The organism is Limisalsivibrio acetivorans (assembly GCF_000421105.1).
Taxonomy (GTDB): Bacteria; Chrysiogenota; Deferribacteres; order Deferribacterales; family Geovibrionaceae; genus Limisalsivibrio; species Limisalsivibrio acetivorans.
In genome coordinates this window covers 1,155,255-1,170,913 of sequence record NZ_ATWF01000001.1, presented here as the reverse complement: position 1 = coordinate 1,170,913, position 15,659 = coordinate 1,155,255, and the positions used below count along the sequence as shown (strand labels likewise).

Genomic DNA, 15,659 nt, shown 5'->3' with positions numbered 1-15,659 from the left:
CCGGAGAGTTGCATTGAGATAACAGACCAAGCGGTAGTGCGGTATCGGCTCCAAGAAGGATCATGCTATGCATTGTCTTATGACACTATATCACTTCCCGATTACTTTAGCGAACTAGGTGTAATATCCTTCGATGGACTTGAGAGATACTCGATACGGGAAGGGATTAGTATTGAGCAGATAGCAAAAAACATACAGAGCAGGGATGAGCTATGAGCGAAGAGAAGCCGAAACTCAAGGATGAGCTGCTGCCTCTTGAAAGGGAAAAAAAATACATACTGGACACGAAAAACAGGCCTGACTACCGCAACTTCATAGAGAATAACTGGGTACGTGAAGTGATTGAATCACATAAGAAAATCGAAGATATCGAAAACAGAGCAATAAAAAAGATATATCAGGCGGGTGCAGCTATATGGCTATCACCCCAGGGTAGGGTCGTATATCGCAGAAATGTCGAAGCTGATCCCACTGAAATAGCAGATGACGAGAAGGTAGGCCGGGTTCTTTGTTCCGATTTTAAGCTCGATAAGATACAGCTTTTCCGCAACAAAGGCTCCGGAGATACGTTTGTGCGAGCTGACATAGCAGCGAAGGATCTGCTTGTTGTACACGAGGATTTCACCCCTTTTGCCCCTTCCGAGTTTTATTATCATAAGGGGATTTGGAGACGTACAAGCTTTCGCCCAAGTGAGTATATGAAGGTATCCCTCCAAGGGTACAAGCGCAAGCAGCATCTATGGATTGAAAAGCTCCTCATAAATCTGGCAAATGAGAATCACGACTATTTTGAGTGGATCGAGAACTGGTTAGCCGGTTTTTTTCAGACACTTGAAAAGAGCAATGTAGCATTAGTGCTAAGAGGGGACCAGGGCTCCGGTAAATCGATGTTTTTTGAATATGTCTTGAAGCCACTATTCGGAGAGCGACATTGCGTTGTAGTGGACCAGAGCAGGATTGAATCTCAGTTCAAAAGCTGGGTCAACGAGATGCTTTTCTTTAATTTGAACGAGGTTGCAGTAGATATGAAAGGGCGGAAGCATCACAAAAACTTTCTAAAGCAACTCGTGACTGACCATTCTATTCAGCTGGAAGAGAAGTTTACTGATGCAGAACAGGTGCAGGTTTACGGGAATATATACATTACATCGAACGAAGCTTTGCCGGTTGAGATCGAACCTACAGACAGGCGATTTACTGTACTAAAGACAGGCGGACCGATTAAGGAGAAGCTTAATACATTTGAGCTTGTGGAGAATATCGAAAAAGAGCTGGAGAATTTTGCGAAGTATCTGAAAGCTTACGATGTCGACTGGGAGATGTATCACACTGCTCTTGACACCCCTGAAAAGCGAGCGATTGTCAGCGGAACGAACAGCAAGCTTAGTATGTATGTGAAAGCAATACTAGAGCGGGATCTTTCGCTTCTGATTGAGTTAAAAGACAGCGACCGTGGCGGGTTATACCACTCAATTGTTGCAGATTTTGAAAGGGATGAGATAGCACAGACTGATTTAATCGAAGCGTATAAAGTTATATTTGATGTAGACCACAGCTCGAGGAAAGTAATGGAAAGCATCAGAATGATAGAGCCGACAATATTTTCGAAGGAAAAGATGCAGAAAGGAATGGGCGGCCAGAGAAAATATAAGCTGCCGAAGGTGCGCTAATGAACAAGCTTGAGCAAATAGCAGCAGATTTCTGCACAGAGCTGATGAATGATACATCGGCAAAGGAGTATTTATTCCGGATGTTTAATGCTGACTGTCGCTGCCCCCAGTGCGGGAAAACCGCCCCGGATAGATTTGAGACACTTAATGCTGGCAAGAAGATATCGTGTGCCAGCTGTGGAAAATGGTACAGCTGGAACTCAGGGACCCCTTTGGCAGGGTCAAAGTTACCTCCGAGCTCCCAGCTGCTGCTGCTGGCATTGCTGGGGGCAGGAACTACCGATGAGAGTACCGCAATGCTTACCGGTGTATCTGAAGAGACTGTACGCATCTGGCGCTACAAAATGGAGATGGAAGATGACGCTTGAAGACAAGGTACTTGAGATAATCGACAATCTTGAACTTGAGGAGTCTGAGCTCCTGCAACTAGCGCTTGAGTCATACATGAGTGCGAAGGAAGAGGCAAGGGCAGAGAAGACGCAGCGTGCCCTCAAAGCAGCTGAGAGCGCAAAAAGGCATCTTGAGTCCACGCTTGTGAAATATAAAAAGAATGCTGAAGAAGAATCGTTCAAAACCATCGTTAGTGTACATAAATATCTGACCGGAGTGGGTTATAAAGTATCCGAACGCACAATTTCTAACCATATAAAAAATGGGTATTTTTCCCCAAGGGATGGGGTATATCGACGCACAGACGTAGACGCATACGCAGAGAAGCATCTCCAGCAGATGGATGATGACGGCTATGTCGGTGAAAAGATGAAAGCTGATATACACCAGAAACATTTACGCTCTCAGATGCTCGAAGTTGAGCTACAGCGAAAGCGAGGGGAGCTCATTGAGCGAGAAAAGGTAGGGCGTGAATTTGCTGCGAGAATAGTTGCTCTCCGCCAAGACCTTGATGATGTTTTCAGCACACTGCCAGACCAGCTTGATGGGAAGTCGAAGAATGAACAGAGGCAAATACTGTCAAAGCAGAAAAGTTTTATACTCGCCCGCTATGCCCGAGCTCTAGAGGCAGTCAAATGAGAGTGCTTGCTGAAGATGCGGTACTGAAAGATGTTTATTTGCAATTCCCTTCTCTTGCTGATGCTGATCTGAGTATTGAAGAATACTTCGAGATTGAGTATGTATCAGCTCTACCTTCTGACAGTCTCACTTGCTCAGAATGGGCGGCTAAGTATCGTATTTTGACCTCGCAAACAACGAGTGTCGCAGGCCCCTGGCGAAAAGACCTCTTCCCGCATACGAACGGGATAATGGATGCTATGTCGTCCGGAGCATGTGCTGAAATCATTATAGTCGGGGGGACGCAGGTTGCAAAGACAGAGTCGTATCTAAACGGCATAGGGTACTTTATACACAAATCTCCTGGACCGATGGGGCTACTTGCTCCTAATGAGGCAAAAGCAGTCGAGCTGTTTAATGACCGTGTTCTACCGATGATTGAGAATACTCAGGGGGATATACTCAAGAAGATATGTACTGCCGAAGGTCGTAAAATCCGCAAGAAGGACCTCTCTTTTGTTGGCGGAAAAATGTACCTGGCCTGGGGCGGTTCCGAGAATACTTTGTCATCCCGCCCCCTAAAGATTGTCTTTGTTGATGAAGAGGATGATATGCCGGCCCTCAGAAAATACGGCAGTGTTATATCTCTGATAAAAGAAAGGGTTAAGGGTTTTATTAATTCTCTCATCGTTAGAGTTGGCAAGCCGATGCATGAGGGGGGGATATGTGATGATGCAGAGAATGCAGACTATGTATTTTATCCTTATGTGCCTTGCCCAGATTGCGCTGAAGAGTTTGTTTTTGACAAGAAGCATCTGCACCCCAAAGATATTGAGCCTGATGACGCTAGGGAGCTTGCATATTATGAGTGCCCTGCATGCTCATACCGTATCAAAGAGAAATCGAGGCGACAGATGCTTGCAAGTCTCGTGTGGAAGACACGCAAAAATGAAGAACTCTACAGTGTGCTCGAAGCCGGCGAACGACTTGTAATATCTTTTCGTGTCAGTAGTTTCTACAGCCCTCATGTCACATTCGGTAAGATGCTTTACGAGTATATCATTGCAAAAAGAAAAGGGGCAGACGCTTTGCGCGTGTACTACAACGGCTACCTGGCTGAGCTCTACAAGCCGTCGGTAACCGTTGAAGAAGAACAAATAGCAGCAATACGCCGGAATCTCGGGTCATATAGCCCTGAAGAGAGGCTTCCTGTCGGTGTATGCGTGCTTACAGCTGCTGTAGATGTGCAGAAGGACAGGTTGGAAGTGTTGGTACAGGGTTGGGGAGTAAATCTACAGAGATGGCATATTCAGCATCGTGTACTCTACGGGAGTCCCTTGTCGGATATACCATGGAATCAGCTTGACCATGTTCTATCTAAGAAATACACCCACCCATCTGGTGCATCACTGCCTATTATTTGCACTGTTGTGGATTCCGGTTATGAGACAGAAACAGTCTACGCATATACAGCGAAAAGGGAAGCGCTAGGTGTGTATGCGATTAAGGGAGCTAGTACAACGAAGGCTCCGATGATAAACGGCCCGACTCGAAAAGGCCTGGCGAAAGCTCAGCTCTATACTCTGAATGTACATATACTCAAAAAAACAGTCCAGGCATGGCTGAGCGAAACTGGAAAAGTACTGATAGAAAGAGAGTCATCAGAAGGCGCAATCGGTTATATGCATTTTAACGAAGAATGTGATGAGAGTCATTTCCGGCAACTTACGGCGGAAACGCTTGTGAACGAAGGAAAGAAGGATGAGCATTTTGAAATAGAAGAGCACGCACGGAACGAAATATTTGACCTGTATGGTTATAACTATGCAGCACTGCATATATCACGTGTGAATATCGATGAATGGGCAGAAGGATTAAGAGAATTAATGAATAAGAATGGGGGCAGTGATGACTAGAGATGTAATGTATACAGTCAAAGAAGTGGCTGACTATTTAGGTGTAAGTGCGAGCAGTGTGTATCGCTACATTAATGAAGGTTATCTTGTAGCGAGAAAGAATCCTGGAGAAAAGGGCTCTTACAGCATTACGAAGGTAGACCTGCAGCGCTTTGTCAGCAGCTGTATTTGTGGAGGTGAGCATGCTTCTCAGAAGTAGCTGCCCTGTTTGCAGTGCATATATTGAAATAAAAATAGACGGAGAAATAGAGAAAAGCGGCAGTCTTAAAAGGTTGGAAGAAGTCACCTGCGAGTGCGGTATGAACCTTATACTGAAGGCGAGCGCTAGGCTGGTTTCAGAGGTGTACACACCGGGAATAATTAAGACCTCTCGACTGGTAAAAGAAAGACAGCCTGTATTGACTTCTGAAGCAGATGCTTCAGAGAGGCAACAACCAAAAGCTCCTACTCAACACTGCGAGGAGCTTAAGCCTGGAGAGGTTGCCGCAAAGATGACATATACCAACAGAAGAACCCTAAAGCCTACTGCGCAGGCTGTCTCAATTTTTGAGAGGCTCAGAGCTAAATCTCAGCTTAGCACAACAGACCTTGAAGCGAAGACGGGTGTAAGTCGTCAAAAAGTAGCGAACTGGAAAGCGCTGATAGCTGGTATGTCTAAAAAAGATTTAGAGGCGCTTGGTAAGGTGCTTGGATTCACAATAGTTGGGTCTGAGCTGCGAGCAGTACCACCGGAAAGCGGAGTAGCATAATGTGTAGAACTTACGAAAAGCAGTTTGCAGAAAAAATTGCGAGCGGCAAGTTTACAAGAGAACATTATGCTCAACTTTATGTGGAAGCGATGTATTTTGACGTAGCTCAAAAGCATAAGAAATCAAAGCGAGTTGATTTCAAAATGATAAATCAAGAATTGTTAAAGCGTTATGCCCCCAGCGGGCTGGAGTATATAAAAGAACTGGCTTGGAGGATTGTATACAAAAAAAAAGGGGGGGGAGTGAAGTGAAGACATATTACAGTTCAGCCCTGGGTGAGCTATACAACTGTGATGTTCTTGAGGGGTTACGAAACCTCGAGGACTCCAGTGTTGATCTTATCGTAACGAGCCCTCCGTATTGGGGGCTACGAGATTACGCTGTAGATGGTCAACTTGGTTTAGAAGAAGTATTCGACTGTAGAGTTCATACCTGCGGAGAGTGTTTTATCTGCCGGCTTGTATCTGTATTTTCAGAGTTGCAAAGAGTGTTGAAAGAAACAGGGAGTCTCTATCTTAACATAGGAGACTGTTACCTACAGCAGCAGGGAAAAGGATTTAACGGCAACAAACGGCTAGATGAAGGAAGCCGGAATATAAAAGTAAAAAGGCCGATTCCGCATAAGAGTACATTGGGACAACCCTGGCGCCTTGCATTTGCTCTGCAAGATGCAGGCTGGTTGCTCAGGCAAGAAATAATCTGGCACAAGCCCAACCCCGTTCCAGAGTCAGTTAAAGACAGGTGCACAAAGGCTCATGAGCAGGTGTTCCACTTTGTAAAAACTCCGAACTATTTTTATGATACAGATGCAGGAAAAGAGCCATACACAGAAAATACACATCAGAAAACATGTGCTCAGGATAATCGCAAATATAGAGGATACCCTGCCGGTGCACCTTCTCGAGGAGGATATGGAATTCCTGGATCCCACGATAAAATGGCCAATAAACGCTCGGTGTGGAGCATACCTCCCCAGAGAAATATCGAAGGTCATTTTGCAACCTTTCCTGAAGAGCTTGTTGACTATCCAGTCCGTGTTGCTTGTCCCCCAGGAGGGACTATCCTTGATCCGTTTTTTGGTTCTGGCACGGTCGGTGTAGTTTCGGAAAGGCACCAGAGGGTCTGGAGGGGCATTGAGCTAAACCCTGAATACTGTAGCATAGCTGTCCGCCGCCTTAAATCTAGTAACGGAACCGAGTTCGTAGTATATAAAGGAGAGGTATACGAGCAGCCGTCTATTGAAGACTTTTTAAAAGAGCCATCTTTTTAGAGCAATATGTAAAATATTGTAGCATATTTGTTCTTCCATTGTTGTATGTTTGGCATGAGCATTGCAAGTTGAACTATAAAGAAAATATTCCCATTTGTGTAACACGATGTTGCTTATGTTACATATATGGTATATGTTTTGACATGACAGGAGGACGGTATGGAATACAGGAAGACAGAGGAAGAGATTAGAGACTATATCGCTGAAAGAGCTGATTCGACATTATTTATTAATCCTTTTGAAACCGAAGAACTCAAAGAGCAAACCGCTGTTATTGAGTTATCAAAGAGTGAAAAAGATGTTGAGTATACTTCTTATGCGAGTGAGTTAAATGCCTACATGGGATGAGATACTGCAAAACATCGCAAAGCCTTACCATGAGAATTTATTGAAGCAGTATGTAAAAGACATGTCAGACTTGACGGGTCATACAACAATTGCTTATATATCTGCTTTTACTCTATCTAGACCAAGAGTACCATCTAATAATATTTCTATTGTTGACCAGGATATGCAGGGCTTTATGACATGTGCAAATGGTGTCACAAAAGAGAATCTCGATCTGATAATTCACACGCCTGGCGGTGAATATGAGGCAACAAAGAGGCTTGTAAGCTACCTTCACCGTATTTTCGGAAGAATAAGAGTTTTTATCCCTCACCTGTGCTTCAGCGGGGGGACTATTATTGCATGTTCTGCAGATGAAATATATATGGGTCCTTATTCTAGTTTAGGCCCTACAGATCCTCAAATATTCAATGATGGCGCAATGGTACCAGTAGGGGCACTAATAAGTGAATTCGAGGAAATATTTAACAAAGTAAAAGCGGATCCGGCCACAGCTCCCCTTTGGAACGAGAGATTAAAGTCTGTAAAATTCGGTGTATATAATTCGGCTTTAGGCCTCAAGGAAAGATCCGAAGAGGAGCTAGCAGGTCTGCTCCAGCAACGAAACTGCAAAAATAAAGAGAAGGCTGAAGAAATCGCAAAGTATCTAAATTCTCATGATAAGCACTCTACTCATGGTAAAGGTATAAACCTTGAAAAAGCTCAAGAACTGGGTCTTAATGTGTATGACTTATCTGAAAACAAAGAACTCGAAGATAAGGTTCTAAGTATATATCACGCTGCTATAATAACATTTCAATATTCGCCCAACACTCATAAGTTTATAATGAATAATCAAGGTAAGTCATACTTCTATAACTTCCAAGTCCAACAGTAAGGTTTATGGACTAACTAGTTCTCATCTGCATAGCTTTGATAAGTTTTCAAAATCTTCAATTGCTCTATCTTCTAAGAGTTCAGTAGCAGATATGTATGTATTATTGCTAATGAACGGTTTAACACAAATCAAGTCACCATCTTCTCGCCATCTTCATTGATAACACCAGTCCATGCATTAGACATACGACACCTCCGCTTACTATATTTACTATTATCACTAATATTTCCAGTATCTCCAGCATCGCTGGAGTAATCCATAATCATAGGTATCTTCTGAAAAAAGGAGATATTGCATGACACTACAGACAGCAGAAGAGTTACTCAATTTGTGGATTGCAGCCGACAAAGCGGTGGCGCTTGGACAAAGCTACAAAGTCGGCAGCAGAGAAGTTACGAGAGCAGATGCTGATATAATCACAGAAAAAATCAACTATTACAGTTCGATAGTGCGTGCTCTTTCTGCACCTCCTTCTCCCAGAGCCCGGACAGTGGTGTATTGATGGCAGATGTTGTGCACATCTCAGACTACTTCAAAGGCTCATCATACTCAGACTCTGCAGGCAGGATGTGGGTTACGCCTGATCTCACCGCAGAAGAAGAGATTGACAACCATCTCCCTACTTTAATATCCCGATCGAGAGCTCTGTGCCGCAACGATGTTGCCGGCGGCATTATCGAAAACATAGTCACAAATGTAATAGGAACAGGGCTAACTCTTGATGTAACGCTCGATGCAGAGCTATTGAATATTACTGACGAACAGGCGAATAGCTGGGCCCGTGCAGTAGAGCGCAGGTTCAAACTTTGGGCAAAATCACAAGATGCCGATAATGAAGCTAGAAAAAGCTTTGCTGCGCTACAGCAGCTTGGATTTACGTCACAGCTGAGAGACGGTGATGCATTTGCACTGCTGACAAATTATGACCGCCCCGGCAGCATATCAACGCTCAGAGTAGGGCTTATAGATGCATCCCGAGTTGGCGGTGCATACAGCATATATACATCATCCTCGGGGTCAGGGATAATCAAAGATAAAAACGGAACTCCTGCATATGTGCAGATGGTTACCCCCGAAGGCAATGAGCGAAAAATAAAAATACATCAGAAAGAAACAGGCCTTAGAAATATTGTGCACTCATATGTAGAATTGCGCCCCGGGCAGCCCAGAGGGCTGCCTTTCATAACCTCAATAATCCAGAAACTTAGGAAGCTTGAAAAATACAGTGATGCAGAACTTGGTGCCGCTGTAATATCTGCATTCTTTGTTCTGGCTTTCAAGAAGACCCCGTCAAAAGGAGGCCCAACACCTCCTTCATTTAAAGACATTATAGGTAATACCAAAGAGACAGATAATCCGACGACGGGCAGCAAAAATTTACACCTTGAGGAAGGTCAACAGGTAGACCTGGAAGAAGGTGAGGAGCTTGATTTTGTGCGCTCTGACCGCCCCAATTCTGGTTATTCTGCGTTTATCGAGGCGATGTACAGAGAAGTCGCGATATCACTGAATATCCCGTATGAGCTGCTTGTGAAACAATTCGGTCGGTCATATTCAGCATCCCGTGGTGCAATACACGAAGCCTTCAAGTTTTTTTTGAAGCTACGAGAAAATTTTGCTGATGAGTTTTGCCAACCGATATATGAGCGATGGCTCTACGAGGAGGTTGCTGAAGGAAGAATTTCAGCCCCCGGCTTTTTTACAGATCCACTTATCCGGCGCCTCTGGTGTGGTACCCGATGGATTGGCCCACCCAAGGGCATACTCGACGAATATAAAGAAGCAAATGCATCGAAAGTGCGCATAGAGACAGGTATAAGCACTCGTAAAAAAGAAGCTGTAAACTATGACGGCGGAAATATCGAAGACGTGCACAAGCAGCAGAAAAGGGAGAAGGAGATGAAGAAAGAGCTTGAGGAAAATATAGATGAGTAGGGCGATAACAGCAATTATGGCAACGTCTTGGGCGATTAAACAGGAATCGCTCGAATCGATGTATAAAATAGCTGACCGCAGAGATATCACAGAGGCATTACAGACACGCTCTGGGGAACCAGTGGCTGAGTCTATGACAGTAGAGAAGAGGGGGAATGTCGGCATTGTGCCGATCAGGGGTCCGATATTCCGCTATGCGAACGTATTGACAGATCATTGCGGGGCAACATCTCTACAGCGCCTGGCGAAAAATCTGCAAATTCTTGCTGATGATGAATCTGTAGACACAATAATCCTCGAAATAGATTCGCCTGGCGGACAAGTGGACGGCATCAGTGAGGTTGCTCGGCATATAAAGTCTATGAGAGCCGCAAAGAAAGTTGTTGCATATGTCGGCGGGTCGGGGTGTTCCGCAGCTTACTGGATAGCATCATCTGCAGAAGAGATTGTCATTTCTGATACTGCAGAGCTCGGCTCAATCGGCGTCGTAGCGACGTATGTGAAAGAAGATGCTGCGAACGAAGTGCAGATAGTCTCGTCTATGTCACCGAATAAGCGTCCTGATCTTGAGACTGATGAGGGCCGTAAGATTGCACAGGCGAATGTTGATGATCTTGCTGAAGTATTTATAGCAACCGCCGCTGCGAACCGTGGGCTTACATCAGAAGAGATGGTTGAGGCGGGCAACAAAGGGGGGCTCCGTGTTGGTAAAAAAGCTGTAGATAGCAAGCTTGCTGACCGGCTTGGAACATTAGAATCACTTATAGCTGAATATAAAAAAGAAACTACGGAGGAAAACATGGATATTGAGACCCTGAAAAAAGAGCATTCTGAAACTTATGCGGCCGCTGTCGCAGATGGTGTAATGAGAGAAAACAAGAGGGTGAGTGCAATTATCAAAAAAGCAAGTCTGCCTGGTTACGAGTCTATTGTTCAGGAAGCCCTCACTGATCCAAATACTTCTCTCTCGGATGTACTCGAGAAAGTTGTTGAAAAGCAGAGAACAGAAAACGCATCTGCATTGAAGGATCTTAAAACCGAAAGTGAGGCCCCCATCCCTGGCGGCGACACCTCTCCCGGAGATGAAGAGAAACACAGAACAAAAGTGTCTGCTGTAGCTGCTGAAGTCCTTAGCGAAATGACAGGAGGTATCGAGAAATGAGCATGAGCTTGTATGAAAACGATACTCTCGTATCTGCACAGCGTATCCCGATTATGAGATCAGTTGTAATAGCCTCTGGCGAGGTCCTTGAAAAGGGAAGCGTTCTCGGCCGCATTACCGCTACCGGTAAATATGTGCTCTCAGAGAGCGCCTCCGCAGACGGTAGTGAATCACCGGATGTTGTGCTTGCATCCGCTGTCGATGCCTCAACGGGCGACACCGCAGCGGATGTATACATTGCCGGTGCGTTTATTGACAAAGCTCTGAAATTCGGAGCAGGGCACACAGCAGAAAGCACATGGCACGGCTTGAGAGCAAAATCAATCTATATAATGAGAGGTGTATAAAATGGAATACATGAGTATAAGAGCGCTCTCTGAAGTTATTTCAGCTCGCACAAGAAAGAGTACGTTTCTTGCAAGGAAATACTTCGGATACGCTACCCCTCGGATAAAGCGTGTTACAGCAATCCGTATCGACGTAAAGAAAGGGAGTGAAAGGCTTGCTCCCCTTGTAAATCCTCTTTCAGGGAACCCGGTGTTTCAGCGTGATGGCTACAAGAGCATAAATATTGATATCCCCTTAATCGGCGGTGCAGTAGAGACTTCTATCGAAGAGATGTTCCGCTCGATGGAAGGGCAGCCTGAGGTTGTAAAAGATGACATCAGAGATATCTACAATACATTCCTTGACGAAACATCATTAATAGATGATGCGATCACAAGGACGGAAGAATACATGGCTGCACAGCTACTTAAGACTGGAAAATGTGTAGTAGAGGGTGTCGGGCCAGAAGGTACTAGAATACAGTTCGAGTTCGACTTCCAGCGTGATGTAAATCATCGTCTGATTCTTACATCAGGTTCCCAGTGGGGCGAATCTGATGTATCTCCATTTGATGACATCAAAACCGCAAGAATAGCATGTAGTGAGACGGGGGGCTTACTGCCCAATGTTGTCACAATGGGTGATACTGCCGTTGAGCACTTCCTTGCTGACCCGAAAGTTGCTAACCGTCTTGATAACAGAGGAATGGACTACGGTAAGCTTGCTCCTCAGGAACTCGACAACGATGTAACATACATCGGTTATGTAAGAGAGATCGGGCATATCTACACGTATGTAGCAAGCTATACTGACACCGACGGCTCGACCCAACGCTATATCCCTTCAAACGGTGTCGTACTGGGCAATGACAAAGCAGAAAACCGTACATACTACGGTGGTGTTGCTGTCAACCAAAACGATAAACCTGTCATCAAAAGCGGTCGCCGCATTGTAACTCCCTACATATCAAAACGCCAGCCCGTTACTCAGTCTGTTGATGTGAATTCCCGGCCCATGCTTACGCTGTCTGAGCCTGATACGACTTTTTATATGGAGGTGTAATCATGATCAGAGCTAAGTGCAGAGTTCGTATAAACAAAAAAGAATACAAAGCTGGCGCAGAAATACCTGGAAAGATTAAGCCGGCTGACAAGGAAAAGCTCCTCAAGGCAGATGCTATCGAAGTAATAAGATCTGTAGAAAAAGCCTCAGCTGAACCGGAAGAACCTGAAAATACTAAAGGAAAGGAACAAGAAACCCCTGTAAAGAGCTGAAGCTCATAACCCCTCCTAGCCGCCCCTGCGGGGCGGTGTGGAAAGCTTATGAGAGGTGAAACAGTGGAGATAGTGCAGATATTTCTGATGATTATACAGCTCACCGCCGCCGTTGTGCTTTTCCCCATCTGGCGGGCTATAACACGCCTGCAAGAGAGCATCGGCGAGCTGAAAGTCTTGCTTGCAAGAGACTACGTTACGAGAAAAGAGCACGATGCCTTGACTGAGAAAGTCTCAACTGAGTGGCGCCGTCTCTATGCGAAGATAGACGAGACGAGCTGTGACACATGCAAGAATTTCGAGAGGCGCTAACATGCTTACAGTGAGCCCATTTTTTGACGCAAAGATAGTCCAGCACTTTTCAGATACCGACTGGGACGCAGACCGCTGGCCGGACTTCTCCCCGGTCGAATTTGCATGTTCATGCTGCGGGGAGCTGTACTATGCACCTTATTATTTCGACTGCTTCCAAGCCCTCCGCTCCCGCCTCGGCGAGCCTGTGCGACTGAACAGCGCACACCGCTGCCCTTTACACAACGCACGTGTCGGTGGCGGGCTACGCTCACAACACAAGCGCCTCGCCGGCGACATTAGCCTCCGCTCCCTCTCAGACCCTCATAAACTTCTCCGCCTTGCATTAGAGACGGGCTTTCGGGGGTTCGGCTTCTACGGAACATTCCTGCATATAGATATGGGTCGCCCCCGGAAGTGGTGGAGTGATAGCGCCGGGCAGACATGGGGAGAGACCCCGTACACCTTTACCCCCCGCCTGGCGGCATAGGAGTAATAACGATGGAAGTGATGGATATAATAAAAGAGGGCGTAAATATCGGCGGAAACGCCATCGCCGGCGGCATATTCGGAGTTATTGGCGCCGTATTTACGGGTTTTCTTGAGTACTTGACACGCAAGCAGAAGCTCGAAGAGAAACGCCTGGATCACGAGCACAGGATGCAGATGCAGGACAAAGAGATAGAGATGTATAAACTGACGAGAGAAGCGGCAGATGACGAGCACGAACACGAGCTTGAGATAGCCGCCTCCGCCGCCTCCGCCGCCGGTATGACACTCGCATATAAAGACCAGATGACAGCCGGGAAGAGCTACAGATGGGTAGAGGCTGTAAAAACTCTTTTCCGCCCGGCTGTAACGCTACTACTCATCGCCGGCACATTCTACACGCTCTACAGCATAGTAACATGCCGTGCCTGGGTGAATGTACTCTCCGGCTCGACCGTCTCCGCCATTGCCGTAACTATCGTTGAATCAAACGTGTTCCTCGCAGCGACAGCGGTCGGCTGGTGGTTTGGCGACCGGGGTATGAAGCATACAAAAGGGGGGGTCAGATGACACTGAAAGACTTGATTAAGCACGATACAGCTTCGCTGATGAACACCTCCGAGTTTGCAGAGACAATAGACTGGAACGGCAAAGAGATTACAGTCGTATTTGATACAGACGAAGGAAACCCGCTCAAGTCTCTGAACGACATGAGTTCTCACGGCATAGTAAGCCGCAGAATCCGTCTCTATACCCCCGCCGACTCTTTTGATGAGAAGCCGGCGGAGCGCACGGCAGTGCAGATAGACGGTCGTTATTTCTACGTTGAAGCTGTCATCGAGAACATGTCCATGCTCGAAATCGAGCTGAAGATCGAGGAAGGGAGATGAACGTTAGAGACAAAGCCCTCCAGCTGAGGCTTGACGAAAAGGAGCTGGATCGGTTCCAGGCACTCATCGATAAATACCCCGAGCGTGTCACGAAAAGCACAATACGTGCTCTAAACCGTGCTGGGCAGGGCATAGTTACCGACACTAAGCGTGCGGTATCAAAAGAGTATACTGTCACATCTAAGGTAATCAAAGAGTACAGCGACTATAAAATCAGAAAAGCGAAATCTACAGAGCTCGAATACGAAGTACAGATAGGACGCAAAGGGCGGGCACGCAGAATCCCGCTTATCCTTGCAAAACACTACCCCCGGGGCGTGCGGAGAGGAAAGAACGCCCCTCCCATTGGCCTCACAGTAGAGTGGAAGAAGGGGCAGAAGTACAAGATCCCCGGGTCATTCACCGCCGATACCCCCGTCCGGGGGCTGAACATCTTCTCCCGTCAGCATGAGCGTGCAAGCCAAAGAGCTCACGGCAGAGAGCATATATACAAGCTTGTCGGGCAGTCGGTAGCGCAGATGATAAGCGGGAATATTGCTGATAAAGCGATGGAGAATGCCCGCACTCGTTTCGATAAAGAGTTCCGCCACAATATGGAAAAAGGGCATAAGTACGGGGGGAGCAAATGACTGTGTGGCGCCTTCTCACTGGGCTAAAAGAATTGATAGAAGAAGAGTTCGCAGACTGCGAGCTTTATTTCTATGACGAAAACTCAGGTGATAAAACAGCGACACTCAACGTGCACATTGGCACACTCAGCGAGCGTGACACAGACAGAGACTGGCCCCATGTGATAATCGGCCTCCCCGACGATGCAGAAGAGGGGGAAGAGACACACGATATTCCCCTGGTCATCGCCTGTGGAGCTTGCTCAGAGCCGCAAGCTGGCGACAAGGAGGGCGCTCTCTATGAGGCATTGCGTCTTGTCGAGCGTGTCAAGCTCGTGCTTATGCGTAATCTCATCGTTGCAAACTCCTTCCGCCTCCAGCTCCCCTTAAAATGGGGAGTAGAAGATATATCAAGCAGAACAACCGGCTACGCCCTCGCCGGCATCGAAGCAAAGTACAGAAGCGGGTCGAGCTATCCCGCTCTTAATACAGCAGAATAAAAACGGAGGAATAAATGTCTAAAACAGATGAAAAGAATGAAACGGCTAAAACATCAGCCAGGGCGAAGCCCAGACCTTCCGCTAAGGCGCCTGAGAAGGTCGTATATATCGGGCCGTCCCGCCCCGGCATCATGAACGGCAGTGCGCTCATCGGCGGGTACACGCCGGCGGCGCAGCGGCTCATCGATGCGGACAAGCGCCTTAAGCGGCTTTTTGTCCCCGTCTCCGGCGTGGCCAAGGCAAGGCAGGATATCAAAAAAGGCGGAGCGCTTAGTGAGCTCTGCAAAATCGCCCAGGGGGTTGAATAATGGCAGGGTATAAACACGGTATATACGTATCTGAAGA

The 15,659-nt window shown here is 46.5% G+C and carries 23 protein-coding genes; all 23 read left to right on the top strand.

From position 1 onward, the window contains the following. Positions 1 to 212 precede the first annotated feature (212 nt). The 23 genes from K300_RS0105585 to K300_RS0105475 all read left to right on the top strand — a co-directional run bounded on the left by K300_RS0105585 (position 213) and on the right by K300_RS0105475 (position 15,622). Positions 213 to 1,670 (top strand): primase-helicase family protein, encoded by a 1,458-nt coding sequence (locus K300_RS0105585; protein WP_022850682.1) that lies wholly within the window; start codon positions 213 to 215, stop codon positions 1,668 to 1,670. Further along, a complete protein-coding gene (locus K300_RS0105580) occupies positions 1,670 to 2,038 on the top strand; it encodes a hypothetical protein (protein WP_022850681.1) in 369 nt (122 codons plus the stop codon). Before K300_RS0105585 ends, K300_RS0105580 begins: the two co-directional genes overlap by 1 nt. After that, complete coding sequence (locus tag K300_RS0105575) at positions 2,028 to 2,699, top strand: hypothetical protein (RefSeq protein ID WP_022850680.1); 672 nt, start codon at positions 2,028 to 2,030, stop codon at positions 2,697 to 2,699. Before K300_RS0105580 ends, K300_RS0105575 begins: the two co-directional genes overlap by 11 nt. Next, the gene (locus K300_RS0105570) at positions 2,696 to 4,594 is read left to right on the top strand and encodes a terminase gpA endonuclease subunit (protein ID WP_022850679.1); all 1,899 of its coding nucleotides are present in this window, start codon (positions 2,696 to 2,698) and stop codon (positions 4,592 to 4,594) included. The genes K300_RS0105575 and K300_RS0105570 overlap by 4 nt, the downstream gene beginning before the upstream one ends. After that, a complete protein-coding gene (locus K300_RS17155; RefSeq protein WP_081646892.1) occupies positions 4,575 to 4,793 on the top strand; it encodes a helix-turn-helix domain-containing protein in 219 nt (72 codons plus the stop codon). Before K300_RS0105570 ends, K300_RS17155 begins: the two co-directional genes overlap by 20 nt. Then, positions 4,777 to 5,343, top strand: a complete 567-nt coding sequence (locus K300_RS0105560) for a helix-turn-helix domain-containing protein (RefSeq protein WP_022850677.1) — start codon at positions 4,777 to 4,779, stop codon at positions 5,341 to 5,343. Before K300_RS17155 ends, K300_RS0105560 begins: the two co-directional genes overlap by 17 nt. Next, positions 5,343 to 5,594: a hypothetical protein gene (locus K300_RS0105555; RefSeq protein ID WP_022850676.1), complete on the top strand. Its 252-nt coding sequence runs from the start codon at positions 5,343 to 5,345 to the stop codon at positions 5,592 to 5,594. Before K300_RS0105560 ends, K300_RS0105555 begins: the two co-directional genes overlap by 1 nt. Beyond that, positions 5,591 to 6,613, top strand: a complete 1,023-nt coding sequence (locus K300_RS14670) for a DNA-methyltransferase (RefSeq protein ID WP_022850675.1) — start codon at positions 5,591 to 5,593, stop codon at positions 6,611 to 6,613. The genes K300_RS0105555 and K300_RS14670 overlap by 4 nt, the downstream gene beginning before the upstream one ends. A 159-nt stretch (positions 6,614 to 6,772) precedes the next feature. Further along, entirely contained in the window at positions 6,773 to 6,961 is a 189-nt protein-coding gene (locus K300_RS0105545; protein WP_022850674.1) for a hypothetical protein, read from the top strand. Then, entirely contained in the window at positions 6,945 to 7,838 is an 894-nt protein-coding gene (locus K300_RS0105540; RefSeq protein WP_022850673.1) for an SDH family Clp fold serine proteinase, read from the top strand. Before K300_RS0105545 ends, K300_RS0105540 begins: the two co-directional genes overlap by 17 nt. Positions 7,839 to 8,133: 295 nt before the next feature. Continuing rightward, positions 8,134 to 8,340 carry a DUF6148 family protein gene (locus K300_RS0105535; protein WP_022850672.1) on the top strand — a complete coding sequence of 69 codons (207 nt, stop codon included), beginning with the start codon at positions 8,134 to 8,136 and terminating at the stop codon, positions 8,338 to 8,340. After that, entirely contained in the window at positions 8,340 to 9,773 is a 1,434-nt protein-coding gene (locus tag K300_RS0105530; protein WP_022850671.1) for a phage portal protein, read from the top strand. The genes K300_RS0105535 and K300_RS0105530 overlap by 1 nt, the downstream gene beginning before the upstream one ends. Further along, positions 9,766 to 10,935, top strand: coding sequence for a S49 family peptidase (locus K300_RS14665; RefSeq protein WP_022850670.1), 1,170 nt, complete (start codon positions 9,766 to 9,768; stop codon positions 10,933 to 10,935). The genes K300_RS0105530 and K300_RS14665 overlap by 8 nt, the downstream gene beginning before the upstream one ends. Then, complete coding sequence (locus K300_RS0105520) at positions 10,932 to 11,282, top strand: head decoration protein (RefSeq protein ID WP_022850669.1); 351 nt, start codon at positions 10,932 to 10,934, stop codon at positions 11,280 to 11,282. The genes K300_RS14665 and K300_RS0105520 overlap by 4 nt, the downstream gene beginning before the upstream one ends. Positions 11,283 to 11,292: 10 nt before the next feature. Next, positions 11,293 to 12,324: a major capsid protein gene (locus tag K300_RS0105515; protein ID WP_162139854.1), complete on the top strand. Its 1,032-nt coding sequence runs from the start codon at positions 11,293 to 11,295 to the stop codon at positions 12,322 to 12,324. Positions 12,325 to 12,326: 2 nt separating this feature from the next. Continuing rightward, positions 12,327 to 12,536: a hypothetical protein gene (locus K300_RS0105510; RefSeq protein WP_022850667.1), complete on the top strand. Its 210-nt coding sequence runs from the start codon at positions 12,327 to 12,329 to the stop codon at positions 12,534 to 12,536. A 48-nt stretch (positions 12,537 to 12,584) separates the two neighbouring features. Next, positions 12,585 to 12,848 carry a hypothetical protein gene (locus tag K300_RS0105505; protein ID WP_022850666.1) on the top strand — a complete coding sequence of 88 codons (264 nt, stop codon included), beginning with the start codon at positions 12,585 to 12,587 and terminating at the stop codon, positions 12,846 to 12,848. 10 nt (positions 12,849 to 12,858) lie between these two features. Continuing rightward, positions 12,859 to 13,317 (top strand): YcbK family protein, encoded by a 459-nt coding sequence (locus K300_RS14660; RefSeq protein WP_162139853.1) that lies wholly within the window; start codon positions 12,859 to 12,861, stop codon positions 13,315 to 13,317. Positions 13,318 to 13,328: 11 nt separating this feature from the next. After that, a complete protein-coding gene (locus K300_RS0105495) occupies positions 13,329 to 13,886 on the top strand; it encodes a hypothetical protein (RefSeq protein WP_022850664.1) in 558 nt (185 codons plus the stop codon). Beyond that, positions 13,883 to 14,206, top strand: coding sequence for a hypothetical protein (locus K300_RS0105490; RefSeq protein WP_022850663.1), 324 nt, complete (start codon positions 13,883 to 13,885; stop codon positions 14,204 to 14,206). Before K300_RS0105495 ends, K300_RS0105490 begins: the two co-directional genes overlap by 4 nt. Then, the gene (locus tag K300_RS0105485) at positions 14,203 to 14,835 is read left to right on the top strand and encodes a phage tail protein (protein ID WP_022850662.1); all 633 of its coding nucleotides are present in this window, start codon (positions 14,203 to 14,205) and stop codon (positions 14,833 to 14,835) included. The genes K300_RS0105490 and K300_RS0105485 overlap by 4 nt, the downstream gene beginning before the upstream one ends. Then, on the top strand, positions 14,832 to 15,314 hold the full coding sequence (locus tag K300_RS0105480) for a hypothetical protein (protein ID WP_022850661.1): 483 nt from the start codon (positions 14,832 to 14,834) through the stop codon (positions 15,312 to 15,314). The genes K300_RS0105485 and K300_RS0105480 overlap by 4 nt, the downstream gene beginning before the upstream one ends. A 14-nt stretch (positions 15,315 to 15,328) precedes the next feature. Continuing rightward, entirely contained in the window at positions 15,329 to 15,622 is a 294-nt protein-coding gene (locus tag K300_RS0105475; protein ID WP_022850660.1) for a hypothetical protein, read from the top strand. Positions 15,623 to 15,659: the final 37 nt, after the last annotated feature.